We start from the raw sequence: 24,688 nt of genomic DNA, 5'->3' as shown, positions 1-24,688 counted from the left end.
TGTTAAAATGTGAATAAATCTGTTTATCGGGGTTGAATGATGATTAATTCGGCTGAAGAATTTGTAAGGTTAAGGCTTAGTGATAACATGGAGGAATATCTGAAGGCTGCATGGGATGAAGCACCTTTTGAGGTTTGGTTACAAGTAATTGAAACGTACCCTGAAATGCGTGAATGGGTAGCACATAATAAATCAATTCCTGTTGAGATTATGGAAATTCTAGCTGACGATGCAGATGAAAGGGTTAGATTTAATGTTGCTACAAAAAATCGACTACCAGAAAGTTTACAAATGAAACTGGCAAAAGATTTAGATAGCTCAGTTAGAAAACGAATTGTCTATAACAAAAAAGCGACATTTCGAGTTTTAACTATTTTATTGAACGATGATGACGAAGATATAAGAGTAGTGGCGAAGAATAGGGTTGATGAGGGACGACATAGGTAAACGTTAGTAGATTAGCGGTTGCTTAGGCAGCTGTTTTTTATTTGTTCAACTAATGGGCAGGATAGTGAGCAAAGAATAGATTGATGGGAAATGGTAAATATTAGAATGACAACGTGCTGTCGAATTGTACTGAAGCAATTATAAATATAATAGACAAACCAGAAGGTTCTAGATTATGCAGGAAATCGCATCGGTCTACACCATATATGAACTTCCTCAGATAAATTTAATGGAGCGTGCCAATGGAAAATATATATAATGAATTGCATACAGCGGAAATACTGAACCGTATCGAGAATTTAAGTCCAAATTCAAAACCACAATGGGGAACAATGAATGTTGCTCAAATGTTGGCTCACTGCTCAGCATTTCAAGATATCGCATTGGGAAATTCCTTTCCCCCTAGATATTGGCTAGGAAGGTTAATAGGAAGGTTTGTGAATTCTATTTTCTATAATGACAAGCCGGTACCACACAATATGTCAACAATTCCGACCATACTTATTGTAGATGAAAGAGACTTTATGACAGAAAAAGAAAAACTGAAACAAAAGATTTTAACTTTCCAAAGAAACGGTCCGGAGAAATGTTCATCCCATCCGCATCCTTTTTTCGGCAAGTTTACTCCTGAGCAATGGGGTAAAGGGATTTATAAACATCTAGACCATCATTTAAGACAATTTGGTGCTTAGTATTTTTCGCAATGATTAATAATTGTTCAGTTTAGTGCAGTAACAACACTTCGCTGTGCTAACGGGACTCGATAGAGGAATAGCGGTTGCTTCGGCAGCCGTTTTTTATTTGTTCACTAACGGTAGTATAGTTCAATTATAGTTGTTTTTTATTTCCAGACTTACAGTTTAAATATTAAAATGAGATTAATTGAATTAATAAGGGGCATTAACAGAGATGCTTTACAGATAAATGATAGGTGAACGTTATCTTCGTGAAGATTATTGGAAGTATTTAAGTGAAGCAATTATCATGATGTATCATACAGCCAAATTATTTTCTGACCATGGTAAAAATGTGCTTATTGACGGCATTATGGTAGATAGACCTGAGTTGAAACCGCATTATGAAAAAGTGAACAACATATTTTCTGGTTACCCATTATACATTGTTGAAGTGTTTTGCCCTTTAGACATTTGCCGTCAGAGAAATATTGCACGAGAAAATAGAACCGAAGACCAATCTGATTGGCAACACAAAATCATGGCAAAAGATATCCGGTATAATTGTACAGTCAACACACATTTAAACACTTCCGAAGAATGCGCAGATTTGATTTTAAAAAGTATATTTGAAGATGAAGTTTAAATTACTATGACCGAGGTGACACATTCCGGTAACGGGGAAGGTTAGTATAATAGCGGTTGCTTCGGCAGCCGTTTTTATTTGTTCAACTGTGTTCAGGTTAATTTAACAAGGAACTTATATAAAGATGAAATTTGAAGGGAGAGATGAAATGATAGAATTATCTAAAGAAAACTACGCACACGTTCTGCCATTGTTGAAAAATCTAGCATATGAACCTGTGTTTGCATATTCCGTAATTGAGCGAAATCAATCTGGAAAAGTGTTTGTTGATCATAACGAAAATCCTACCTGCAGTAATGACAGGAGTAAACCGGTGATAAAACTATTATTATATGAAAATACATGGGAGGTTTAGCTATGACGATTAACCGTGAGACCATTCTAAACGCAATTGTATCAGACCTTGGAATTGAAAATTATATTTTAGCTATCTGGCTAGAGGGTTCAGATGGTACTAAAACTTTGGACGAGTATTCTGATATCGATTTGGTGTGCTATACAAAAGAAGGCTGCATAGATTCTGCAATTACCCGGTTGGATGCCTGTATGCGTCGATTAGGAAAAGTAGATATTGCCTATGAAGAAACTGGTCGACCCACAAATAACCGCTACAAGGTTTACCACCTACAGGAGTCATCTGATAGTCTCTTAGTTGACGTGACGATCCAAAGTGAGAGTGTCCCTGTTTTATTCATTAACGAAGACAAAACTGTCGTACCCGTTATATTGATAGATAAGACAGGTATCGTGAAGTATCAAAACGTTGATCACACGACTCACCATTCACAACTTCAATCACAATTGATACGTGCTCAGGGTATTTACAGTCAAAGGAACCGAGCTGTCAAATATACCAAACGCGGGCTTTTTTTAGAGTCGTTGATTTACTATCATAAGTATGTTGTGAATCCACTTGTAGATGTACTTCGGATAATCTATACACCATTCCAAGCTGACAGCTTCTTGGTTCATGCGTCTCGGGATTTTCCTGTCGAAGTGGTACTAACCTTGGAAAAGCTATATGGTGTAAAAACCGTAGAAGATATAGTAGATCGCATCGAATTGACAGACAAGTTGTTTCGTAATGCTGTAGCAGAGGCTCATGTCATGCTATTACAATCTAAAGAAGGCGAAAATTTAGCGGATACCAACCTATAAGCATTACTGGGTTATTGTGAGTGATCGCAGATACATAACTACGGGAACGCTACTAAAAATAGAAATTCAAAATGGAGCGATTGAATTGTTTATCCAATCCTTTGAAGACGAAACACTTGAGCAATCTTTGTCCATATTTGTGGATACGGGGATTTGGATTTTCTCGTCGTAATTGGAGAGGACCTAAGCCAAAATGAAATCGAATTTCTAAATAAACAAAGATCCAATTATAGATCATCCCTTCTTAGAAGATCCGTTGATAGACAAATCCCCAACCTCTATATCGATATGCTTGAGGGTGCCTTTCTTACGATTAATATGCTGAGTGGGGAAAAGGGCAGTGGCTTATGGTGGGGAACAAAGCGCGAATCCGACTGGACAGAAAATCAATTAGATCTGTTCACCATGCACACGATCAAGGAGCAGAGTATCTTGTTGTATGGTGAGTCCCATCTAGACAATATTCCATCGTATTCGAAGGAAGAGTTCATTAGTTTTTTTAAGGAATATGCCAAGTGTATGCGGAAGTTTGGCAAGGGAAATAGTCTACATTCCGTCGACTGGCTCCTATTAGCTTCTAAATTTATAGCTTGGTGGCAGGAAGGTGTCATCTTGTCTAAAAGCCAAGCAGCAGATTGGGGGCATTTACATCTTAGTAGCGGATGGAAAGATAATTTGAAGAGATGCAAGGAGCTAAGGAAGGATCCATCCATGGTAACACGTTTAGAGTATTCCGAATGGTTGAGTAATTTGGAGCCAGCCATTATTGAAGCATCACATGATCTGGACAGAGTTCTCGAAACAACAATTCATTAAACTAGAATCTTTGTAGTCCTATAAAAAAGACTGTTAACAATAACTTTTTCGCTAACAGAACACGTTAGTTAAGTGGAGTAGTGACAGTCTAGGACTTTATTTCCATTGTCGATTCACCGAATGAGAGTAATGAAAGAAACTCCGAAAACCCACTATATTCAAGGGGTTTCGGAGTTCTTTTTTTAGAGTTAACCCTGCACAGGGCTGGTTTTCATTTCATGGATTTTTTGGAGCGTATGAAGACACTTTGTTTTCTCGTCATCGCCCTCTGTGTGGAGATACCACTCTACAAGCCTGTACCCGAATATGAGAAGGATCAATTCGAAGACGCAATTATCGGCGATAGGGGATGCATCTGCATACTCCGAAAAACCGTTGTAATACGCAGGGACACATCGTTGGTAGTATTCGACCATGTGATCGATATCCGCTTCATCCGCAATCAAGCTTGCGAGATCCTCACCCATGTAGCCCCATCCGCATGTATCCCAGTCGATGAGCGAGATTTTCCCGTCGGCATAGATCAGATTGGTCACCCAGAAGTCCCGGTGGCATAGCACTAGGGGTAATTGCTCGATGCGGGCGAGTATCTCATCTGCGTGCTCATCGATGTCGATGAGCATTTGCCGCATGTGCTGCGGGAATTCACAGTCCTCCGAGCGTATATAATCGTAGACGACTGGCCACGACCGGTAATGCAGATACGTATTCTTCATGAGATCCGCATGACTCAGGTTTGTCAGGCTCTGCAGCACAGCGGGCTTTTCCGCATACAGCTTGCCTTGATAGCGTCCTAACTCCAGCGCCGCCTGTTCATACATGTCACCGGTTAAGTCTAAACCGGTTACGCCATCGATATATTCCAGCCACAGCTGGAATTCATTTTCTTCGGTATTCATCTCCGCATGGTAACATGTTGGCCAGCGGAAGGTATCCGAGAACGTCATTCCCAAGTCAGACATATAGAGATCATATTCACGGCGCCAGGAATCCGGATCGTTGTAACGTTCCCATTTCTTTTGAATTTTCAGCACGATATGGTACGGCATTTTTTCACCATCCGCGGTTTCGGCGATCCCGTTTACCAGGTGCACATTTCCCACAGTTCCGCCCTGTAACGGCATGGTTTGGTAGTCAGCCGAGATAATATCCTTCTTGAACTGTCGGCTTAAGGCATAGATCAGCGTTTCAAATTTAATATTCATTTCTTCCATCCTCCGTTTTTCTTCGTTTGCTTGCTTGACATAGCTATCGTTTTATTTCGAGCCCTCTTGTCGATGAGGTAGCTTGTTTTATCCTGGACATACTTGTGCTCATGCTGCTGGGCAACATAATACTCCCACCGTTCACGCGGCAACGAACCGTCGGCAAGCGCGGCGAGAACGGCACAGCCAGGCTCGCCCTGATGGCGGCAATCTGCAAACCGGCATTGCGGGAACCATTCCTCCACATCGGTAAAGCTTGCACGTATGCCTTCGCCGGCATCAAAAAGCCCAAGCTCACGCATTCCCGGCGTATCGATGACCATCGTACCGGAGGGGAGCATGAACAGCTGACGGTGCGTTGTCGTATGCCGCCCCCGGCTATCAACCTCTCGGATCGCCTGAACCCTCATTACGTCCTGTTCTATCAATGCATTGAGCAGAGAAGATTTACCGACGCCGGACATGCCGAGAAAGACGACTGTTTTACCAGGCATCAAGTAGGGATCAAGCTCGTTCAGCCCCTGGCCGGTATGGCTGCAGATCGCGTGAACAGGAACATCAGAGATGCTTTGTGTGACTTCTGCGAGCGTGAGATTATAATCTTCAACGAGATCAGACTTGGTTAGAATGATGACCGGCTGACCGCCGCTCTGTCTAGCTTGTGTCAGGTACCGCATGATGCGTGTAATGTTGAAATCCCAATTCAGAGAAGTAAGGATAAATACATAGTCAAAATTAGTCGCGACTACCTGTTCCCGGATGGTTTTGGCATAGCCTACAGCATGCCCTGAGTAATCCGCGCGTGAGAACTTGGAGCGACGGGGCAATACCGTAACGATGAGAGAATCTCCGCTCTCGTTGAAGTGCAGCAAGACAAAATCACCGACGCACGGAAAATCTACGTGTGTTTCCACGCTGTGATAGAATGCTCCTTTGAGCACCGCCGTTACTTCGCCGCGCTCGGTCATGACCGTGAAGTGCTCGCGCCGAAGCTCTGTCACCCTGCCGGGCAATAATCCGTCGGGAATTGCTTCTATTTCTGTATAGCCATAGGTTTTCAGATTTATCATAGTTTTTTTGTTAGCTCCTTTAATGTTGTTTTTGGACGCAAAAATGCCACGGACAAGCAGCCTCTAAAGAAGCTGCTGTCACGCGGCATCAGGACGCAAAAAAGACACGACCTTCATCGTATCTTGCAAACAGCAATATTCACGAAAGGTTACTTCGGATGGCATACCAAATAATAGGGGCGTTTCCCCGCTTTTTTCGCGTATGCCTACTATTCAGTTTTAAGACCAAACCACCATATAAGTAGTTGCCATTAAAACACATCTCCCTTCGTGTCAGGAACTTGCTTATCGCTAAGCTTTCTATAAAATAACCTATTTTGGAAAAAAAATCAATGACTGAAAGCTCAGATTGTCGGCCTTCACCATCGGGTCTGCCGTTGATCGGCGAAATTGCAGAAAACCCTTGTAATTGCTCATTTTGAATCCTTGATGCAGAGGGTCCACAATTATCACGTGATAGTGAAAATTTTGGACTTATTCATGGTGATTTTTGTTTTGGTAACTATACAGTTCAACTAAATGGAAGCATCACTGTATTTGACTTCGATGAATGTCAATATGGATGTTTCACGCAAGATATTTCTGTTAACTTATTCTATGGTATTGCAGTGCCTAGTCCAGATGAAGATGTTCCAACTTTTGTGAAAAGGTATCTAACTTTGTTCTTGGAAGGTTACGAAAAGGAAAATACGATTGATATAAGATTGTTAAGAGACTTACCACTATTTATGGATTTGAGACAAGCTATCCTTTATTCAGCTCTCTATCGAAACGGGAATATTGAAGCACTCGATGGTTGGTCTAGGGAGTTCTTAAAGCGTGCCCGATATAATATGGAAAACAATATTTCACTGGTTGAACCCGATGATATTTTGAATTTTATAACTTAATAGAGCATAAACGTGAATAAACGGCAGCCAAGTTAATTGGCTGCTGTTTCTCAACTAACGGGCAGGATAACGCAATGCTTATATGGAATATATTTGAAAAACAAAATACTATGAGGAGTGAAAAATTTGCGATATAGAGCTTGTTCACTTTGCATTATTAAAAGAAGAGAATCAATATTACTTGAACAATTCCCGGAAGAAGATGGTATCATTACATTTCGCCCAGTTGGTGGCACGATTGAGTATGGGGAAGATAGCAAATCAGCTGTAATACGAGAAGTAAAAGAGGAAATTAATATTGATATTATTGAACCAAAATTGATAGGGATTATCGAGCACATCTTCCCTTGGTACGGAAAAATTGGACATGAATATGATTTTATTTATGAAGCGAGCTTTAGTCGAATGGATAACTATAACAAGAATGAATTTGAAGGTATTGAGGGGGACAAAAAGTTTATAGCTGTTTGGAAGAACTTAGATGATTTTGAAGAAAACATTCAGTATAAACTTGTTCCTGACGGTCTTTATGAGATGCTTACAAGTGGGCAAATTTCTGATATTAAACATATTAACACAAAAGATTTATTGGCTTTTAAAGGGTCTTGATTTAACCTAGCGGGACACGTTAGTGGAATAGCGGTTGCTTCGGCAGCCGTTTTTTATTTGTTCAACTAACGGGCAGGTTAGCTGAGTAACAAAAATGTTGATATTGGATTATATACCATTAAATTGAAATTTAAAAAATGTCTAACGTCTATACTGTCATAGCGTAATAAAAAGGGGTTTCTAAGTGTATTGAACCTGTGTGGTTCGGTAGGATATTTATATTTTTTGAGAGAGGTGTTAACTTGAAGAAAACATTCATAATCATTTTAATAATTGCAGTAGTTGCTCTTGTTTTACTAGTCGTATCCACTCCATTTATTAACAATTATATTGCATATTCCATAAAAAAAGATCTAGTAAAAGTATCTTTGCCAGACAAAATTGAATTGATAGATGATTTATCATCAGCTGGAAAATTAATTGGGAATGGAAATGGAATGCAATTTTTTGGCGCTATTTTAATCAAATCGGAACTAACTTTAGAAGAATTAAATCATTTTTATTCAAAGTATCGCGAGAATGAGTGGAGTTACATCGTTGAAAAACAAGTGAGTAATAACATTGATTTTCTTAATGGTAACTTGAAATTCAAAGCATTGAAAGCAGATGAAAAACTAATTAACTATTATATTGTTTATACTTGGGGCAGTAGTAACTATCCATTAAGTGATCTTGACATCCGTGGGCATTAACACTCTGCATAAGCAAGATTACGTGCTAGAATATTATAAGCATTGAGGGTGCTTTATGAAATTAATTCGCCGCGCCATTAAGTAGAACCGTACCATAGATGACAGATCATCATTACGCTAACGGGCAGATTAACGCAACAATTCAATCGCTCCTGTCGTCTTTACCTAGTAATAAATTGATAAAAGGAAGATCTTGAATGCGAGTGGACGTGCGGTTGCGCACATCGGTTTTTTGAAGATAAAGAGAGGAAGAGCGGAACATGAATGTGGAAGTGTATACGTTAAATGCGTTTGCGAAAGGGGAGCGTGGCGGTAATCCAGCAGGCGTTGTCTTGGAGGATGGCCTTTCTCTGGATGCTGCCGAAATGCAGCTCATAGCGAAGGAATTGGGCCTTTCGGAGACGGCCTTTATGGAAAAATCTCTGCTTGCGGATTACAAAATCCGCTATTTCACCCCCGCCAGCGAAGTTGATCTGTGCGGACACGCCACGATTGCTGCATTTGGACTAATGCATTCGCTGGGTTTGTCAAAGGAAGGGACCTCCTATTCGATAGAAACCAAGGCAGGGATTCTGGATGTCGATATTAGCTCCGAGGGTCTTGTTTATTTGTCACAGGCTTTACCTCAATTTCTTGAAAGGATATCCTGTGAGGAAATCGCCCCATCTTTGGGGATGGATGCCGAGGGTCTGGAAACCGGGTTGCCGATCCAGATTGTTTCGACGGGCCTGCGGGACATTATGATCCCGATCCGCAGCAGGAAGCTCTTGAATGAGGTTCAGCCAAATTTTGATGCCATAACCGCCATCAGCGAAAAATATGGTGTGGTTGGATATCATCTGTTCACGATGGATACTCCAGACGATGCTGCTGCGGAATGCCGGAATTTTGCGCCGCTGTACGATATTCCCGAGGAGAGCGCGACAGGAACATCCAACGGTGCCCTGCTCAGCTATTTGTACCAACATGGCCAACGATCTTTGCGGGAGGTAGAGAATGTCATGTTCAGGCAAGGGTATTCGATGGATTGTCCTTCTGAAATCAAGGCAGGATTGCGCCTGAGTGAGAGCGGTGAAATCAATCAGGTTCGGGTCGGCGGTGCAGTGGCTGGCATTGAACGAAGACATATCATGATATAAGCGGAATCAAAAAGCCTGTTTGCAGCCACCGTACCATAGGGGGCAAATAGGCTTATTTTGCTACTGCGAGGCTAGATAGCAGAGGATGCTTGCGTAAGCAGACGGATTAACAGTTCTTCATCCAACCTGTCGTTTTCCTTGATTTTGATCATTTTGCGTTCCTCGAGGCCATCGAACAAGCCCCTCCCGCAATGCTAGACCGTTTGCGTTGAAGGATCGTGAACGACACGTAGTTTCATTGAACTAACGGGACACGATAGCTCAATAAGCACGAAGAAACGGCAGCTGATGAATTGGCTGTCTTTTTCTCAACTCCCTCAAGAACTTTGATATAATATGTGTATCTGGACTATAAGTATGAAAGGGAGTACAACAATGAATAAAATTTTGCGCAGCAGCTCGGCGGAAGCTGAGATTAATACCCTTGGGGCGGAACTGATCAGCTTCAGAAAGCTGGATCCGGAAGCTGAATACATCTGGAGCGGTGACGCCACGTATTGGACAGGCCGTTCTCCGGTGCTGTTTCCCATTATTGGTACGGCCCGGAATGGAGAGATTAAGGTGGACTGCAAAGCCTATAAGATCGGCAATCATGGATTCGCCAGACGCAGCGAATTTACGCTGGTCCAAGAAAGCGACACCCACGCGGTTTACCGCCTCTCTTATGATGAGAAAACCCTGGCCAGTTATCCTTTTAAATTCAACCTATATATTACATATAAACTAAATGCAAGCACACTGGAACTTAGTTACCGGGTGGAAAATAGCGATGAACAGGATATCTTCTTCCAGCTCGGAACCCACCCGGCGTTCAATTGTCCGCTTGATGACAACGGTAGCCTGAACGATTACTATCTGGAGTTCGCTGAATCGGAAAACCTTGAAAGGTTGTTCTTGAATTCGGACGGCCTGCTGATCAGCGGCAAATCGGAGCCCGTTCTGAAACAAGAGACCATCCTGCCTTTATCCCATGAAATGTTCGCCGAAGGCGCATTGATTTTCCGAAATGTGAGCTCTCGGCAGATTTCGCTTAGAAGCAAGCACTCCTCCAAAAGCGTAGTTGTCAGCTATAAGGGTTTTCCCGACCTCGGAATCTGGCAGCCTTTGAACGCTCCCTTCATATGCATCGAGCCTTGGCAAGGAGTAGCGGATTTGGACGTCTTCGAAGGTGAACTTCAAGCTAAAGAGGGAATAATCACCCTGGAGCCGGGGGCGAATTTCACAAGCTCCCTGACCATAGAAATCAACTGACGATCCGAAGGGATCTGCAGGGTTCTCAACTGGTTAAGCTCGGCTCCATACCATTGCAAAAAACTTTAAGTTCACGGCGAATATCTTCATCGCACCTTGTAATTCCATACCAATCAGACCCGAGGATGTAGCTACATCATACCCGTGCCCATGTTTAAGTTCGCTATTCTTCGCTTCAATTTTGTAGCGTTCCTTAGATTTTTCTTTAAAGTACTCTGTTTCCTGGAACGCAATCTGTTCCGAATGTTCTTCAGATTTAATCGTTACAGAGTAGGTTTTGCTCTTCGATCCTTCTTTATAACAACCCTCTTTAAACGGACAACGCTTGCACTGTTCAACGTTAAAATAATAGGTGTCTGCTTGGTTTTTGTCGATGCCTTTCTTGCCCTGTCGAGCCTTCCAAATAGCCATATGACCGGCTAGTTTCATCAGTTTCGCTCGTTAAAATCAAGGCCGTCGAAGTGAAGTGGTGTTTTATTACTCCTTTATATCGAAGTAAGGAGCATTCAAGATAATTAGGGAGCAGACTGCCACAGGTGGCCTGTTCTCTTTTTTATTGAAGTAGGCGTCAAATCGTGGATGCTGTTGAGCTAACGGGCAGGATAGTTGAATGATTTCGCGAATAACTTAAGTCATGATGAATTTACGAAGTTCGCAAAAAAGACGTTAGCCGAAAGAAGTTCTTAGTTTAGGAGGAGTCTATATGATATTAGAAAAAGTTATAAATAGAATTGTAATACAAAGTGAATATAAGGATTTTGTTGATAAGTATATAGATAATATACTTACCGAATTTAAAGGTAAGATTCATAGCATTTATATGTGTGGCTCGATTCCAAAAGGAACTGCTAAACCTTTTAAGTCAGATGCAGACTTTACTATTGTATGTGTAAATCCCAAAGATATTGATTACGAAAGATTGTCAAATATTAAAGACAGGCTTTTGGAAGAATATCCAGTAGTAACTAAGATTGATACGATAATTTGCTCGATTGACGATGTATTAAGTAAACCAAATGAGTGGGGTTTTTGGGTAAAGATAATTTGTGTTTGCATATATGGTCATGACGTTGGTGAAAAAGTACCACCGATAATTATTTCTCCAGAGTTCATTTTAGACTTAAATACAGAGACCAAGGAGGAAGTAGATCATATACATAGTTTACTTTCTAATGCTAATGATAACACAATGAAAACTAGATATATTAAAGGTTACTCTAAGAGATTAATTCGTGCATTATACTCTTTGGTTTTAGAAGATACAGGTGTATGGCAAGATGACATTATTAAGATGAAGAATGCCATATTAAACTATTGTGAGATTGACTCCGCTTTAGTTGATTATCTGTATGCTTGTTACTTGGATAGTAATGTACTTGTTGAAGAGTTTCTGGGAATTGCAGATGAAGTATATAGCTATTTTGAGAACGCCTTAAATGCAATGGCTGCTTCCAGAACTTCCTTCGGCTAACACCATATTGACGCTCCGGGTCACTCTCAGAAGCGAGTGACCACATCCAGCCCCCTAAGCCCGTCGGGACGTCACTGCATTAGGTGTTCGGCAAGCCTTACAACTATAAGCAGCGACTCTAATTAAAACATAAGACTATTGAACTAACGGAGAACTTTAGTTGAATAATACACATTAATGAGCAGGCGCTACGGTAGCCTGCTTTTTTCATTGAAGTAACGGGCAGGATAACTTGGACAATCACGGAGATTTGAATATGAAGATTGTTAAGGGATGTGTTATTAACATGAGTCTACAATTGGTGCCATTAAATATTCCGTCAGATTGGACTGTCTTATGGAATCATTTTTATGAAATTAATCCCGATGACTTTCATGACGACTCATTTTCTTATGTATGGGAGCTACATGAGGATATATTCTATTTAAGAAATGAAAAGACAGGTTTGATTTTGGATTTAGGATGGTATCCAGCTATGCGTTCAGAGGGTGTGTATACATTGAATTTAGTGAAAATTGGTGATGATGAAACTGGACCCGAATATTGGGCTAACCCTATTTTAAAATATTGTTCCCGCAAAATTAACGACATAACAAATATAATCCATGAAGTTCACAATAAAGAGCAATAGGATTCGTCCGAAGCAAAGTAAATCATTAAGCTCACGAAGAACGACAGTAGAATAGCGGCTGCTTCGGCAGCCGTTTTTTATTGTTCAATTAGCCGGCAGAATACTTACAATTTGTGGCGCTATAGCGTCACATTATTAGCATTAGGTTATGTAATGATATTCTGATACTCAAAAAATTGGAACAATGTGGTAAAGTGGGATGATGGAAGAAGTACTCAATAAAAAATAGAGGAGGAGACAAATATTTCATGGGCAACGACTTTTACAGAAAACTAGGTGCATCCTTTCTAATTTCCGCTGGAGTAATCTATGCAATCGAACGAGTAGGCTCTTTGATAGCTCGCAGCCATGAAATTGCAGCGTTGTACGAAGCAAATATGTTCAATGCCCTACCTGAAACTCATATTACAAGCTTCTTCGATAATATCTTTGTGCCAATCCTTGCGTTTCTCGGTATGATACTTTTTGTATATGGGTTTCCGAAAAAAATCAAATGAGATAACTCATTCAACGCGATGTGAGCACATAATGAGTTGTACCATAAAGTTACAGAGGAGGTGCTTAGGTGGCGGAAAGAAGATGGGGTGTTGTCAAATGGTACAAAGAAGATAAAGGTTACGGACGGATAATGCTAGACGGCCAGGAAGGTTACCATGTTGTTGTACACTTCAGCGAAATACTACCAGACCCTATTAGGTTACCGAACGGCTTTCGGTTCCTTAAAGAGGGTCAAAAAGTTGAATTCGACCTATTCGAGTTTCCGAATATAGTTGATTCTCAGCGTAGGACAGCTAAGAATGTGCAAATATTAGAGGAATGAAGAAATCGAGACGTACTTGATGAATGTATGGACTTTCGGGAATCATAATTAAGCTAACAGGAGACGATAGTTCAATATAAACACGATAAGGCAGTCAATCAGTCAACATGATCGGCTGCCTTTATTCAATTAACGGGCATTTATCTTCAACTACTAATTACAGTTTTCTTGCTTTGATTACGAAAGTTACAGGAAGCATCTTTGCTTTTTTTGCAAAATCGTCGTTATCGTCCCGCAATTGAATAATTTCATCATCAGATTGCTCAATCATTTCTTCAATAACAAATCCCGCTTTTGAGAGCGCATTCACATAGGTTGATAGTTTACGGTCAGCTAATGTTAGCGTACTTTCGTCAAGAGTTACCGAATACCAAGATTCATCGAAGTAACATTTTTTAAAAACAAGCATATCATCTTCTGCAGCAACACATTTGTGTATAGGGTGAGACCAACTGAAAATAAATACGCCGTCTTTTTTTAGGTAAGAAGCAATCCTGCTAAAAGTACCCTCAAGATCGGTTGTCCAGCCTATAGCATAAATCGAATAAACAAAGTCAAAATAATCCTCAGGTAGTCCACATTTTTCTTCCATGGGTGAACAGATTAATTTTGCTGAAAGTCCGTGATCTGATAAGTATTCTCTTGTTTTTTCGATTTGGTTTTCTGATATATCCATACCCCATAGTTCAGATGCTTTACGTTCCCCGAGATATTGCAATGATTGACCGCTTCCACAGCCTATCTCCAACATCTTTTTTCCTGAAATATCGCCAAAAAGCTGGCATTTTTCTTCTGAGACGAATGCTCCATATAAAGGAAGCGCGGTTGCTCCTAAAATATCATTTCCTTTTGTATCCCAAAACAAGCTGTTAGTTTCATGAATAACATTCTTGTCCATATCGACCGAGATAGCGCTACCAACCTCGCCAGCACCTATAATATTTGTTCTATAAACAGAATTCTTGTCCATGCCAGTACCATCCCCCAATATAAAAATATTAGTCTAAATGTATATCCTGACTTGCGCGCTATTGATTCCAAAATAATGTACCATTATTCTATGAATACATCTACCTAAAATCTTCCATACAGCATCCACTTGATGTAGTAGACTCATTGCGCTAACGGGACACGATAGTGGAATAGCGGTTGCTACGGCAGTAGTTTTTTATTTGTTCAATTAATGGGCAAGATAGTTGAAAAAGGAACTTAAATTTAAATCTCGAATATCTATTGAGAACGGATAGCTAAAAAATTGATGACAGACAGGAGATAAATACGATGATCAAAGGTTTCGGAGGAATCTTTTGGAGAACTAAGAATCTTGAAGTTATAAAAAAATGGTACAGTGAGGCCTTGAAGATAGAAATAGATCATTGGAATGGGACTGTGATAAAGCCCCAATCAGGAAATGAGACTATCTTTTCTTTCTTTACCGAGGATGATAGTTATTTTCCAACAGAACAACAAGTGATGTTAAATTTCCAAGTACATAATCTAGACGAGACTATTAAGCATCTTGAGCATATTGGTATACCACTTGCAAAGAAAGAAGAAATTAGTGAATTTGGAAAGTTTGTTTGGATTGAGGATCCTGAAGGTCGACTGATCGAGCTTTGGGAGAAATAAAGAGTTGTGCAATAAAAATGAGTTGACACAAAAGTAGTTAGGGACCATACTACATATATGAACAACAATAATAAAAAAATAAATGACATTGAGGCTATTCCCTCGCTTGTACAATCCAAGCGTCAGATTGATCGCTATAACCTAGACATAGACGCACAGGCTATACTCGTCGCGTCTAGGCTAATGGCAGCGGGAGCCATGCTTGGACACGCCTCAGAGATTCATTTCTCTAGATTCGGTTTATCAACAGGGCGTTATCGTTTATTGGCAGATCTTGAAGATAACGAAGGAGAAGAATTGCCTTCGCAATTGGCGGAGCATCTAGGCGTTACACGTGCTACAGTGACTGGTCTTATCGACATTCTTGAACGAGATGGGCTAGTATCTCGGCGATCAAGCTCAGACGATGGACGTCAGAAATCAGTCGTTTTAACGGAAGAAGGAGCGAAGAAGCTCCGTGAAATGGCTCCTGAGCATTTCGCTCGGCTGGAAGCAATGGTGGGCTTGCTCAACATCGAAGAACGCAGCGTATTTCTCGACTTGCTAGGTCGAGTTACACAAGGCATCTCAGCACTTACGGGCGAATTAGGCTCGAAACCAAAGGGAAATATCAGTAATGAGTAGAATGGGCTAGTGAAGCTAGCCTATTTTTATTCTTATATAGTTAGGTGCCTAATTATATCTTGCTGAATGCAATCGTTGAACTACTTCAAAGAAGAAAGGAGCAAGTAAATGAACCAGATGAAATACTCGAATCAGACAGATGATGTTTACGGCATCAAGGCTGTTGGTTCCAAGAAAAAGACTTTTGTACTATGGCGTGAAGTTGTAATGGCCTATGCTGCTCCTGCCATTATGGCAGGTATCGGGGGATTGGTTACTGCAGATAGGGGGCTTCAAATAGCGGCATTGACCACAATTGGCGGTGCATCGGCCTTGATGGCCTTGATGATTGGGCTTTTGTTGCACAGCCGAGTGGGCCATTTGCGATGGGTCATCGGTGCACCTCACTTGGTTGTGGTAGGGGTATTCGCAATGACCGGGTCCTCATTTGGACTATACGCTGCATGGGTGACATCTGTTGTAGTAGAAATTATGATTCCGAGTAATCACTTGGCCTGGGTAAATCGTGTCTGGATCGATTTCCCGTTGTCTGGATTCATAGCGAGCACGATAGTGACATGGCGGTGGCGACTTGCCGTCACAACTAATTTTTCATCTAAAAGGAGAAGATAAAAATGATAGTTATTATGGGAGCAACAGGTACGATTGGAAGTGCGCTTTTGGAACGCTTGGTTGATCTTGGCATACCTGTCAGGGCGCTGAGCAGAGAGCCAGAGAAGTTGCGTGATCAAATCGGAGAAAAAGGCCGATCAATTATCGAGGTCGCTTTTGTCGATGCTTCTGACCCCACATCGATGCGCCGCGCGTTTACAGGTGCTAGCCAGCTCTTCCTTGCCATGTCCAACAGTCCAAGACAAATCGAATTGGAAACCTCTATCATTCAGATTGCCGCCGAATCTGGAATCAAACACATCGTAAAAATATCCAGTCCAGCCTTTGAGCAGAGCTCTCCAGTGGCAGTGGCGGGCTGGCATCAAGAAATTGAGAACACGCTGAGAGAATCGGGTCTCACCCACACCGTATTGCGCCCCTATGCGTTCATGCAAAATTTAAGGCGCTTTGCACCAACGATCACAACCCAAAATGTTTTCTTCGGCTCCATGGGCGTTTCACCGTGTAACTTTATAGACTGTCGCGATATTGCAGACGTTGCCGCAGAAGTTCTGACCAACCACAAGGTATCAGGCCATATATATACGCTTACTGGTTCGGAGATTTTCAGTTATCCCCAGATCGCGAGTCGACTATCTGCCCTGCTTAATCGGCCGATAAGTTACATCAACTTGGAACCCCAAGTACTACTCCGTAATCTTATCGAGCACGGGAATCTGCCTCCTTGGCTCGCGAACCACGTTGTGGAAATTCAAACCATGTCTAGGATGGTGCCAGAAAGTCCAAATGACACTGTGAAGCGCTTGCTCGGCAGAGAGCCACGCACACTAGACGCCTTTCTACATGAGTGTGTAGAAAATTTCCGTTAGAGGTGGAGTCCACCTATTCTGATATTTGTGTCGATAGCAGAATTTTATTCCGATTTAGATAAGTCATCGAGCTTACTGAGAACGTTAGTGGAGGAGCTTCCTATAGGGTAGCTCTTCTTTTTCATTTAAGCTAACAGCAGGTTAACGGAATGGTACCGCAGTCGAAATAATTTTGCGTCATCTGGCCCGGTTATTGTTCCGACACGGTGTCTGCGAACCAGTTTCGGCTTGAAGATGGGAACGAGATATCGTTTACTCGATCACCTGTATCGAATAAAGAAAGATGCTATACCGAATATGAAAAAAAGATGACCATTTTGTTGGGTCGGCCTCTAATTATTCTATCGCGGTCAGGATAAAGTAGTGATTATCGACTTAAAAAGTAGTTATGTAAGGTTCGATAAAAATTGATTATAACTATGAATTACCAAACGGTTTATCGAATAAATAGTAAAATAATACTATTAAGTACGAGGGTTATCGAGAGGGTTTTATTTTGATTATCCTTTCTGAGTCTATATAAGTACAGTTTTTCCTAATGAAAATTATTTTTTCTCCAATGTAACATTGAAATGAAAGAGGGGGCATGGCATTGATTGAACATAGCAATCTTGAAGAATATCTGGATCCGGTAAATTATGATCTTGAATTTGACGGTGAAATGGACAAATATCAGTTCTATCTTGAGCTTGCAAGATCGAGTCCTGGCGAAGTGTTAGAACTTGCTTGTGGTACAGGCTTAACAACGATACCCCTGTCGAAAGCCGGCATAACGATGACTGGTGTAGATATCTCTTCGGCGATGCTCGCATATGCGCGGCTGAAGGCGGAAGGGTTGACTGTTACTTTTATGGAAGGCGATGCCCGTACCTTCGAATCGGACAAGCGATTTTCGATGATCTATTTGACTGGCAATGCATTTCAGGCATTCTTAAGTGATCAAGATCAAAACGATTTGCTTACTACCGTTCACAAACATTTACAACCCCATGGAATCTTTGCATTCGAGACCCGTAATCCGAAGGGAACGGATTTATCCGATCAAGAGGAGACAGAATGGGGGTCCTTTATTGATAAGGATGGGCAAAACGTCAAGGTATCAGGTACACAATATTACGATGCTAGCCAACATATCATGCATTGGGTCACGATGCGTGATTGGGGGGATAAACGAACGACTTCCCGAATTGCTTGTCGGTTTACAGATCAGGCTACACTGCAATCTTTATTAACCCGTCACGGCTTTCGCGTCGAACATCAATATGCTAACTGGGATAAAACGCCGTTCTCTCCGTCATCTTCATCTATCATTAGCGTTTGTAGGAAATGTTAGGAGAGACGTAATGCATTGCAATAGGAAAAATCCCCTCAGGTCGAGGGGATTTTTGGTGATCCTAAGCAGATTCCCCCTTAAAGTCCGCCTTTATTCAACTAGACGGCAAGATAGCGTAAAAGCCTGTCTGAAAATATGGTACAATTTGTAATACTAAAGCGAGGTGATAGAATTTGAGGAATATTGTTGAGGACTCACAGTTTCTCAGTGAAAGAGCTGAGATGATGTACTATTTTCAAGATGAATTTTACATCTCTGAGAAAACTGAAATTATTCATTCAACTTCAGGAAAGTTCAAACTTGAAATCCATCACTATAACCATGTTGAAGGTTTTATCAGACATAATTACACAAAAGGGATTGTTACGGATAGTGAGCATAAAATCATCGACATAATATATAGAAATTATGACCCATTCTTATTCAGTTGGTTGGAGGTAAATGGCACAGAATATCTGTTGTGTGGGTTAGATTATCAGGGGTATTCAATTGTTAATTTATCAAATAAAGAAACCAATCATTATGTTCCCGAAGAGGCTTATAAAGGGCATGGATTTTGCTGGGGGGAAATAATATATTTTCAACAAAAAAAACTAATAGTGATTGATGGATGCTATTGGGCATGCCCCTATGAACTTGTTTTTTATGATTTTTCTAATCCTATGAATGTACCATATAATGAATTATTCCGTGTGGATGTTGATAGCGTATTAAATTGGGATAGTTGGAAAGATTCCTGTAGGGTTATATATCTTGATAAGGAAAACAACGAGACAGAATTTGTATTTTAGAAACTAAGCTAACGGAGAACGATAGTGGAATAGCGGTTGCTTCGGCAGCCGTTTTATTTGTTCAACTAATCGGGTAGTATAGAGAAATCTATTTTTGTGAAATTATGGTCTGATTATTATAAAGTACGTATTAGGTGAATGCAGATGGAACAACTGAAAATTTCAACAGAGTAACAAAATGCGCATGGGTATTACATAAGTTACTCATCCTTTATCATGGAGCGTGAAGGTGTACTTCTTCCTGAAACTAATATTACTGTAAGGCAATACGAAGATGATGATTATGTAATATGTCATAACATTTGAGAAATAGCTTTTTACGAAATGCATGAACGCGTGGGGATTCTTCCGTCTTACTATTATCCTCCTAACGAAACGGAGCGGATGAGATTCGCCGAAGATAGAAGCAATAGATTCGTGATGCTTATTGATAGTGAAATAGCAGCAGTCGGAATTATTGACGGGGTTGAACTGAGTCATATGTCCGTTCATCTAGATCTTCAATCACGAGGATACGGAAGAGCTTTTATTTCATTTCTTGTAAATGAAATTGTGCGAAGAGGTGGGAAAAACGTGACACTCGGGGTTGTGAAAGGCAATCCTGCAATAAAATTGTATAAGAGTCTTGGTTTCAAAGCAAAGTCATTAAACCATTGGGTAACAAAATATTATAAACCGGACACTCGATTGAGCAGACCACCTAGCGAGATATATCCTCAAATGACTCGTTGAGCTAACGGTAATGTTGTCTTTTTTATGAATCAGAAAAAGGATAGCAGAAATCAAGAATTGAAATATGAATTATTGAATGCTAACATTCACCGAGATTTAGCTCAACTTGAAGCAACTATACAGTATCAACAAGATCATAATTGGAATAATGAAACTCTTGTTACACAGAAACTAGATGATGCCATCGATTCAATTATCTTACACAGTGGAGTGGAAAGAGATAAGGATAAGGAAGATATCCTTATGAAAATGTACGATTACATGAACGAGTTCAAGGTTGGTGACGAGATTTTAGATGTAAACCTAAATGATAAGCAACGCGCCGATTACATCTATTTAGGTGAGAAGCTTCGATCTAACGGGTGGACGTTTAATGTAGGATATGATACAAGCTGGGAGACCTTTGCATCTAAAGTAAAGGAGTTGGTAACGGAGTCATAGATGTCACAAGTCTGTACTGGATTGCACGGATACGGATTAACTAGTACAGCAAGACTCACATGGATCTATACAAACATTTTAAAAAACTTACTTGAACTAATGGGAAACGTTAGTTTTATGAATACAGAGAGGGTACGGACATAAGCCTGCGTTAGTTCGGGGATTGGGGAATGAATTATGATATGTGAGAAGAAATCTAAGCGTCTTGAAATTGTTCGATCCCTTGTTTGTGAAATGCAGAGCAGCTTCAAGAATCAGGAAGCTTGGGCTTATCTTTCAGGAGTGTCTACCTTCGCTTCGATACTCGCTATGAGAAGAGGACAAGATTCGGAAATAGCTGCGATCGCGGGGATGCTACACGATTTTTATTTCTATAAAACTGGAATAAATACCTTTCCTGGTCACAATAGCGCAGACGCGGTAAGACCTATAATACGTAGCACTCAAATCTTTACCGACGAAGAGATCTCAGTAATTCTTAGATCAATCTTTTATCAAGAAGATAGAAATCGGGTTCATGGACCAGATGAGGAAGTTATTAAAGACGCTATTTTATTGCAGAGGTACTTTCAAAATACAGGAAATCATTTGCTTAAGACGGATATACATAGACTACAAAATGTATTTATTGAATTAGGGATTCCGGAGGAAAATGTAAATACAGAATTTAACGTAGATGTGGAGGCATTAAATAGAGAAACTAAAGACAGACGACTTATGCTGGCTGATTTTGCGGAAAAGCTCGCAGAGAAAAACATAATCGGGGTACCGGAAGATGAACGTTATCGGGAAATTTGCAAGTATTGGCCGGACTCTGATATCTATAAAGTACTAGAAGGTAACTGGTGTGCTGCATTTGTATACTACTGCTGTATGCAGGTTGGAATACTTCTTCCAATTCGATATCCTAACCGAATGTATCGTCTAGCTGGGGTTGGTGCGTGGTTGGAATGGGCTCAGCTGCCCGAAACTAGATTTTTCTATGACGCTAAACAAGAAGAATTTAATCCGGCACGTGGTGATATTGTTATTTTCGATAAGCTTCTCTCCGATAATTCTCACGATCATATCGGAATTGTTTTAGCTTGTGAAGACAATGGAATTTTGATTGCTGAAGGTAATAAAGACAATAAAAACTACTCTAGTGTCTCATTCAGGGGTAGAGATCATTGTATACTCGGATATGTCCGAATAGATAACGGCTACCGTTATCATTTCAATGGAGAGTATATACCCTTTGGTTATTGATTTCGAGCAGTTATTACGCTAACGGATAGGATAGTTTAATAAGAGTTATGTTGAGTTTTTTTCGGGCCAGTTTAACCCAAAGGCGATAAAATGGTAATAAACCGATTAGGGAGGCAAATCCATGATTGATATTGAAAGAATTAAAGAGATTATTCCTCATCGGAATCCATTTCTCTTGGTCGATAGAATATTGGAGATTAATGAGGGGAAGAGAGCTGTTGGGATTAAAAATGTAACCATTAATGAACCTTATTTTCTCGGTCATTTCCCTGACTATCCCGTAATGCCTGGAGTCTTAATTGTAGAAGCACTGGCACAGGTCGGTGGAGTCGCTATGTCTAACGTTGAAAGCAACAATCATAAAATAGGCTTACTGACTGGTATTGATAATTGTCGTTTCAAACGACAAGTAAAACCAGGAGACCAACTCCATCTTGTATTTGATGTAATTCGAATCAAGGGACAAATCGTCAAAGGAAAGGGAGTCGCCACGGTAAATAATGAATTGGTATGCGAATCTGAAATTATGTTTGCATTCAGTTCGATTTAGGTTTTAATGTAACGGGAAACGACAATTGAACAATACACATTGATGAGCAGGTGCTTCGGTATCCTGCTCTTTTCATTAAGCTAACGGGCAGGTTAGTTGAACAGTGTTGTTTAATTTGTGTTCAACAATCGGTACATAATGTGGAATAAGAAAATTTGTCATTATTTTAATGTGTAGTAGACTTAGTAACTACAGTTTTTTCTTCCTATTTAGTTGGAATGAATTTTTTTGGTTTTTAAACGAAGAGGAGAGTCAATATGGAAGTAGTATATTTTGCAGGTGGATGTTTATGGGGAGTACAAGCTTTTATAAAAACTTTACCTGGAGTTAAGTTTACAGAAGCAGGAAGAGCTAATGGAACAAGTCATACACTTGAGGGTGATTATGATGGGTACGCCGAATCTGTAAAAACAGGATTTGATCCGACAGTTGTAACGATCAGTGAATTAATGGGGTATTTATTTGAAATCATTGATCCATACAGTTTGAATAAACAAGGACAGGACGTTGGCGAGAAATACAGAACAGGGGTATATAGTGAAAAGCCTGAACACTTAAAAGAGGCGAAGGCGTTTCTTAGTGAGAGAAATGATTATGACCTTATAGTTGTTGAAGTATTACCTCTCATAAACTATGTGAGAAGTGCAGAAGAACATCAAGATAGATTAGCTAAATGTCCAAATGATTATTGTCATATTCCAGAAGAAATATTAAGCAGGTATAAGTAAGGGAGAATATTAAACTGCGTCTAAATTAATAAAAAGGGGTTTCTAAGTGTATTGAACCTGTGTGGTTCGGTAGGATATTTATATTTTTTGAGAGTGGTGTTAACTTGAAGAAAACATTCATAATCATTTTAATAATTGCAGTAGGTGCTCTTGTTTTACTAGTCGTATCCACTCCATTTATTAACAATTATATTGCATATTCCATAAAAAAAGATCTAGTAGAAGTATCTTTGCCAGACAAAACTGAATTGATAGATGATTTATCATCAGCTGGAAAATTAATTGGGAATGGTAATGGAATGCAATTTTTTGGCGCTATTTTAATCAAATCGGAACTAACTTTAGAAGAATTAAATCATTTTTATTCAAAGTATCACGAGAATGAGTGGCGTTACATCGTTGAAAAGCAAGTGAGTAATAACATTGATTTTCTTAATGGTAACTTGAAATTCAAAGCATTGAAAGCAGATGAAAAACTAATTAACTATTATATTGTTTATACTTGGGGCAGTAGTAACTATCCATTAAGTGATCTTGACATCCGTGGGCATTAACACTCTGCACAAGCAAGATCATTTGCTAGAATATTATAAGCAGTGAGGGTGCTTTATGAAATTAATTCGCCGCCCCATTAAGTAGAACCGTACCATAGATGACAGATCATCATTACGCTAACGGGCGGGATAGCTCAATAATTTCACGAATACTCTACATATAGAGTTATTTAAGAAGTTCGCTAATAATCCGTTATATGAAATCACAATAAAACCAAATTGGATGGTGAAAAGATTTGAAAGAATTATATTATCTCAGGCAACTTTAGACGATGTAGAATTCATTGTTGATAAAAAAACTTGCACTTCCTTATGGCACTTCGAAGATGCTATTTTATCCGATAAGGAAGCAGTTAGGAAGAATGTAGTAGAAAAAATTAATAGTGATTGGTATAAACAATACATAATAAAGCTTGATGATCCAAAAAAAACACCTATAGGAGAACTGCATATTCATTGGTATGCAAAAGAGCGTGAAAGTTGGGAAATTGGTTATTGTATCTTTCCTGAATATCGAGGGCATGGATATTCTGTAGAAGCTGCAAAAATAGCGTTGAAGTATGCTTTTGAAGATTGGAATGCGCATAAAGTGGTTGCTATGTGCAATGAATTCAATATCGCTTCATACAAGGTATTGGAAAGGACAGGAATGGTCAGAGAAGGAATATTTAGAGAAGAACTATCCTGGCAAGGTAAATGGGTAAATCAATTCTTTTACAGTATACTGGACAGTGATTATCGAGAAATGAATCTGTAAGGGCGGATGTGCTTGAAAAGTGATTTTACACTAATTTTTGAAGAAACTTCTTAGCTGCCGCTTTCCGAGCGTTAAAGCATATCATATTAAGCTAACGGGGAACTATAGTTCAATAATGAGAGGGCTGCCGAGAGGTAGCCCTTTGTTCAACTAACGGGCAGGCTAGCGTAAACAAAATGATCAAAAGTATTAACCATACGTAGTTAATTACATTTCGGGATTAGCGCAATGATTTTCGGCAGCTTCGTTTGGTTAACGGGGGTAGTTTAAGTAAATGTAAATATTTACTTGCGAACTAATG

At 40.0% G+C, this 24,688-nt stretch carries 29 protein-coding genes and 1 pseudogene; 26 read left to right on the top strand and 4 right to left on the bottom strand.

The genetic code is table 11. The features are described 5' to 3' along the window. Positions 1-36 precede the first annotated feature (36 nt). From NSS87_RS18630 to NSS87_RS18605, 6 genes are all read left to right on the top strand, one after another. Complete coding sequence (locus tag NSS87_RS18630; protein ID WP_197071221.1) at positions 37-447, top strand: hypothetical protein; 411 nt, start codon at positions 37-39, stop codon at positions 445-447. Positions 448-689: 242 nt separating this feature from the next. Next, positions 690-1,139, top strand: coding sequence for a DUF1569 domain-containing protein (locus NSS87_RS18625; protein WP_042189271.1), 450 nt, complete (start codon positions 690-692; stop codon positions 1,137-1,139). A 232-nt stretch (positions 1,140-1,371) separates the two neighbouring features. Next, positions 1,372-1,767 carry a chemotaxis protein gene (locus tag NSS87_RS18620; protein WP_339241981.1) on the top strand — a complete coding sequence of 132 codons (396 nt, stop codon included), beginning with the start codon at positions 1,372-1,374 and terminating at the stop codon, positions 1,765-1,767. Positions 1,768-1,891: 124 nt separating this feature from the next. Beyond that, entirely contained in the window at positions 1,892-2,122 is a 231-nt protein-coding gene (locus NSS87_RS18615) for a hypothetical protein (RefSeq protein WP_339241979.1), read from the top strand. Between the two features lie 2 nt (positions 2,123-2,124). Then, entirely contained in the window at positions 2,125-2,925 is an 801-nt protein-coding gene (locus NSS87_RS18610) for a hypothetical protein (RefSeq protein WP_339241977.1), read from the top strand. Positions 2,926-3,078: 153 nt separating this feature from the next. Next, the gene (locus NSS87_RS18605; protein WP_339241976.1) at positions 3,079-3,741 is read left to right on the top strand and encodes a hypothetical protein; all 663 of its coding nucleotides are present in this window, start codon (positions 3,079-3,081) and stop codon (positions 3,739-3,741) included. 188 nt (positions 3,742-3,929) lie between these two features. Here the strand turns inward: NSS87_RS18605 and NSS87_RS18600 are convergent, their stop codons facing one another. Beyond that, positions 3,930-4,946 (bottom strand): aminoglycoside phosphotransferase family protein, encoded by a 1,017-nt coding sequence (locus NSS87_RS18600; protein WP_339241974.1) that lies wholly within the window; start codon positions 4,944-4,946, stop codon positions 3,930-3,932. Next, on the bottom strand, positions 4,943-6,016 hold the full coding sequence (gene rsgA, locus NSS87_RS18595; RefSeq protein ID WP_339241972.1) for a ribosome small subunit-dependent GTPase A: 1,074 nt from the start codon (positions 6,014-6,016) through the stop codon (positions 4,943-4,945). The genes NSS87_RS18600 and rsgA overlap by 4 nt, the downstream gene beginning before the upstream one ends. A gap of 1,016 nt (positions 6,017-7,032) precedes the next feature. Here rsgA and NSS87_RS18590 point away from each other — a divergent pair. The 4 genes from NSS87_RS18590 (at position 7,033) to NSS87_RS18575 (ending at position 10,597) form a co-directional block, all read left to right on the top strand. After that, positions 7,033-7,515 carry an NUDIX domain-containing protein gene (locus NSS87_RS18590; protein ID WP_339241970.1) on the top strand — a complete coding sequence of 161 codons (483 nt, stop codon included), beginning with the start codon at positions 7,033-7,035 and terminating at the stop codon, positions 7,513-7,515. 242 nt (positions 7,516-7,757) lie between these two features. Further along, complete coding sequence (locus tag NSS87_RS18585) at positions 7,758-8,207, top strand: hypothetical protein (RefSeq protein WP_339241968.1); 450 nt, start codon at positions 7,758-7,760, stop codon at positions 8,205-8,207. Between the two features lie 260 nt (positions 8,208-8,467). Beyond that, positions 8,468-9,346, top strand: a complete 879-nt coding sequence (locus NSS87_RS18580; protein ID WP_042189253.1) for a PhzF family phenazine biosynthesis protein — start codon at positions 8,468-8,470, stop codon at positions 9,344-9,346. A 375-nt stretch (positions 9,347-9,721) separates the two neighbouring features. Beyond that, positions 9,722-10,597 carry an aldose 1-epimerase family protein gene (locus NSS87_RS18575; protein ID WP_339241966.1) on the top strand — a complete coding sequence of 292 codons (876 nt, stop codon included), beginning with the start codon at positions 9,722-9,724 and terminating at the stop codon, positions 10,595-10,597. A 33-nt stretch (positions 10,598-10,630) separates the two neighbouring features. Here NSS87_RS18575 and NSS87_RS18570 read toward each other — a convergent pair. Next, positions 10,631-11,017 (bottom strand): annotated as a pseudogene (locus NSS87_RS18570) (transposase); the annotation flags it as partial. A 283-nt stretch (positions 11,018-11,300) separates the two neighbouring features. Here NSS87_RS18570 and NSS87_RS18565 point away from each other — a divergent pair. The 4 genes from NSS87_RS18565 to NSS87_RS18550 all read left to right on the top strand — a co-directional run bounded on the left by NSS87_RS18565 (position 11,301) and on the right by NSS87_RS18550 (position 13,519). After that, positions 11,301-12,068 (top strand): nucleotidyltransferase domain-containing protein, encoded by a 768-nt coding sequence (locus tag NSS87_RS18565; RefSeq protein ID WP_042189244.1) that lies wholly within the window; start codon positions 11,301-11,303, stop codon positions 12,066-12,068. A 256-nt stretch (positions 12,069-12,324) separates the two neighbouring features. Continuing rightward, entirely contained in the window at positions 12,325-12,699 is a 375-nt protein-coding gene (locus tag NSS87_RS18560) for a hypothetical protein (protein ID WP_042189242.1), read from the top strand. A 248-nt stretch (positions 12,700-12,947) separates the two neighbouring features. Further along, the gene (locus NSS87_RS18555; protein WP_076287095.1) at positions 12,948-13,196 is read left to right on the top strand and encodes a hypothetical protein; all 249 of its coding nucleotides are present in this window, start codon (positions 12,948-12,950) and stop codon (positions 13,194-13,196) included. A 68-nt stretch (positions 13,197-13,264) separates the two neighbouring features. Continuing rightward, a complete protein-coding gene (locus NSS87_RS18550; RefSeq protein WP_052404335.1) occupies positions 13,265-13,519 on the top strand; it encodes a cold shock domain-containing protein in 255 nt (84 codons plus the stop codon). 157 nt (positions 13,520-13,676) lie between these two features. Here NSS87_RS18550 and NSS87_RS18545 read toward each other — a convergent pair whose 3' ends face one another. Continuing rightward, complete coding sequence (locus NSS87_RS18545; protein WP_042189238.1) at positions 13,677-14,489, bottom strand: class I SAM-dependent methyltransferase; 813 nt, start codon at positions 14,487-14,489, stop codon at positions 13,677-13,679. A gap of 311 nt (positions 14,490-14,800) precedes the next feature. Between NSS87_RS18545 and NSS87_RS18540 the strand changes: the two genes are divergently transcribed. From NSS87_RS18540 to NSS87_RS18485, 12 genes are all read left to right on the top strand, one after another. Continuing rightward, positions 14,801-15,148, top strand: coding sequence for a glyoxalase/bleomycin resistance/dioxygenase family protein (locus tag NSS87_RS18540; protein ID WP_042189236.1), 348 nt, complete (start codon positions 14,801-14,803; stop codon positions 15,146-15,148). 57 nt (positions 15,149-15,205) lie between these two features. Beyond that, positions 15,206-15,772 carry a MarR family transcriptional regulator gene (locus tag NSS87_RS18535; RefSeq protein WP_042189233.1) on the top strand — a complete coding sequence of 189 codons (567 nt, stop codon included), beginning with the start codon at positions 15,206-15,208 and terminating at the stop codon, positions 15,770-15,772. A 108-nt stretch (positions 15,773-15,880) separates the two neighbouring features. Then, positions 15,881-16,384 (top strand): hypothetical protein, encoded by a 504-nt coding sequence (locus NSS87_RS18530; protein WP_339241961.1) that lies wholly within the window; start codon positions 15,881-15,883, stop codon positions 16,382-16,384. A gap of 2 nt (positions 16,385-16,386) precedes the next feature. Further along, positions 16,387-17,253, top strand: coding sequence for an SDR family oxidoreductase (locus NSS87_RS18525; protein WP_339241959.1), 867 nt, complete (start codon positions 16,387-16,389; stop codon positions 17,251-17,253). A gap of 592 nt (positions 17,254-17,845) precedes the next feature. After that, on the top strand, positions 17,846-18,586 hold the full coding sequence (locus NSS87_RS18520) for a class I SAM-dependent methyltransferase (protein ID WP_339241957.1): 741 nt from the start codon (positions 17,846-17,848) through the stop codon (positions 18,584-18,586). Positions 18,587-18,759: 173 nt separating this feature from the next. Then, the gene (locus tag NSS87_RS18515) at positions 18,760-19,377 is read left to right on the top strand and encodes a hypothetical protein (RefSeq protein WP_076301148.1); all 618 of its coding nucleotides are present in this window, start codon (positions 18,760-18,762) and stop codon (positions 19,375-19,377) included. 756 nt (positions 19,378-20,133) lie between these two features. Beyond that, the gene (locus tag NSS87_RS18510) at positions 20,134-20,550 is read left to right on the top strand and encodes a hypothetical protein (RefSeq protein WP_339241955.1); all 417 of its coding nucleotides are present in this window, start codon (positions 20,134-20,136) and stop codon (positions 20,548-20,550) included. 177 nt (positions 20,551-20,727) lie between these two features. Next, positions 20,728-21,798 carry a CHAP domain-containing protein gene (locus tag NSS87_RS18505; protein WP_339241953.1) on the top strand — a complete coding sequence of 357 codons (1,071 nt, stop codon included), beginning with the start codon at positions 20,728-20,730 and terminating at the stop codon, positions 21,796-21,798. 121 nt (positions 21,799-21,919) lie between these two features. Further along, entirely contained in the window at positions 21,920-22,348 is a 429-nt protein-coding gene (gene fabZ / locus NSS87_RS18500) for a 3-hydroxyacyl-ACP dehydratase FabZ (protein ID WP_042189219.1), read from the top strand. A 257-nt stretch (positions 22,349-22,605) separates the two neighbouring features. Beyond that, positions 22,606-23,076: a peptide-methionine (S)-S-oxide reductase gene (locus NSS87_RS18495; RefSeq protein ID WP_042189217.1), complete on the top strand. Its 471-nt coding sequence runs from the start codon at positions 22,606-22,608 to the stop codon at positions 23,074-23,076. Between the two features lie 104 nt (positions 23,077-23,180). After that, positions 23,181-23,630 carry a hypothetical protein gene (locus NSS87_RS18490; protein ID WP_042189215.1) on the top strand — a complete coding sequence of 150 codons (450 nt, stop codon included), beginning with the start codon at positions 23,181-23,183 and terminating at the stop codon, positions 23,628-23,630. A 223-nt stretch (positions 23,631-23,853) separates the two neighbouring features. Further along, positions 23,854-24,387, top strand: a complete 534-nt coding sequence (locus NSS87_RS18485) for a GNAT family protein (RefSeq protein ID WP_042189213.1) — start codon at positions 23,854-23,856, stop codon at positions 24,385-24,387. The last annotated feature ends 301 nt before the right edge of the window (positions 24,388-24,688 follow it).

The organism is Paenibacillus sp. FSL F4-0243, assembly GCF_037963295.1.
GTDB lineage: Bacteria > Bacillota > Bacilli > Paenibacillales > Paenibacillaceae > Paenibacillus_AQ.
This window is presented reverse-complemented; position numbering and strand designations above follow the sequence as displayed.

What these genes read in the sequence shown, in the direction of transcription:
- NSS87_RS18600 (WP_339241974.1), bottom strand. Translation starts at nt 4,946, where the DNA reads ATGAATATTAAATTTGAAACGCTGATCTATGCCTTAAGCCGACAGTTC.
- NSS87_RS18535 (WP_042189233.1), top strand. Translation starts at nt 15,206, where the DNA reads ATGAACAACAATAATAAAAAAATAAATGACATTGAGGCTATTCCCTCG.
- NSS87_RS18545 (WP_042189238.1), bottom strand. Translation starts at nt 14,489, where the DNA reads ATGGACAAGAATTCTGTTTATAGAACAAATATTATAGGTGCTGGCGAG.
- NSS87_RS18495 (WP_042189217.1), top strand. Translation starts at nt 22,606, where the DNA reads ATGGAAGTAGTATATTTTGCAGGTGGATGTTTATGGGGAGTACAAGCT.
- NSS87_RS18510 (WP_339241955.1), top strand. Translation starts at nt 20,134, where the DNA reads ATGAATCAGAAAAAGGATAGCAGAAATCAAGAATTGAAATATGAATTA.
- NSS87_RS18530 (WP_339241961.1), top strand. Translation starts at nt 15,881, where the DNA reads ATGAACCAGATGAAATACTCGAATCAGACAGATGATGTTTACGGCATC.
- rsgA (WP_339241972.1), bottom strand. Translation starts at nt 6,016, where the DNA reads ATGATAAATCTGAAAACCTATGGCTATACAGAAATAGAAGCAATTCCC.
- NSS87_RS18580 (WP_042189253.1), top strand. Translation starts at nt 8,468, where the DNA reads ATGAATGTGGAAGTGTATACGTTAAATGCGTTTGCGAAAGGGGAGCGT.
- NSS87_RS18525 (WP_339241959.1), top strand. Translation starts at nt 16,387, where the DNA reads ATGATAGTTATTATGGGAGCAACAGGTACGATTGGAAGTGCGCTTTTG.
- NSS87_RS18575 (WP_339241966.1), top strand. Translation starts at nt 9,722, where the DNA reads ATGAATAAAATTTTGCGCAGCAGCTCGGCGGAAGCTGAGATTAATACC.
- NSS87_RS18565 (WP_042189244.1), top strand. Translation starts at nt 11,301, where the DNA reads ATGATATTAGAAAAAGTTATAAATAGAATTGTAATACAAAGTGAATAT.
- NSS87_RS18560 (WP_042189242.1), top strand. Translation starts at nt 12,325, where the DNA reads ATGAAGATTGTTAAGGGATGTGTTATTAACATGAGTCTACAATTGGTG.
- NSS87_RS18630 (WP_197071221.1), top strand. Translation starts at nt 37, where the DNA reads ATGATGATTAATTCGGCTGAAGAATTTGTAAGGTTAAGGCTTAGTGAT.
- fabZ (WP_042189219.1), top strand. Translation starts at nt 21,920, where the DNA reads ATGATTGATATTGAAAGAATTAAAGAGATTATTCCTCATCGGAATCCA.
- NSS87_RS18540 (WP_042189236.1), top strand. Translation starts at nt 14,801, where the DNA reads ATGATCAAAGGTTTCGGAGGAATCTTTTGGAGAACTAAGAATCTTGAA.
- NSS87_RS18555 (WP_076287095.1), top strand. Translation starts at nt 12,948, where the DNA reads ATGGGCAACGACTTTTACAGAAAACTAGGTGCATCCTTTCTAATTTCC.
- NSS87_RS18620 (WP_339241981.1), top strand. Translation starts at nt 1,372, where the DNA reads ATGATAGGTGAACGTTATCTTCGTGAAGATTATTGGAAGTATTTAAGT.
- NSS87_RS18625 (WP_042189271.1), top strand. Translation starts at nt 690, where the DNA reads ATGGAAAATATATATAATGAATTGCATACAGCGGAAATACTGAACCGT.
- NSS87_RS18610 (WP_339241977.1), top strand. Translation starts at nt 2,125, where the DNA reads ATGACGATTAACCGTGAGACCATTCTAAACGCAATTGTATCAGACCTT.
- NSS87_RS18505 (WP_339241953.1), top strand. Translation starts at nt 20,728, where the DNA reads ATGATATGTGAGAAGAAATCTAAGCGTCTTGAAATTGTTCGATCCCTT.
- NSS87_RS18615 (WP_339241979.1), top strand. Translation starts at nt 1,892, where the DNA reads ATGAAATTTGAAGGGAGAGATGAAATGATAGAATTATCTAAAGAAAAC.
- NSS87_RS18485 (WP_042189213.1), top strand. Translation starts at nt 23,854, where the DNA reads ATGGTGAAAAGATTTGAAAGAATTATATTATCTCAGGCAACTTTAGAC.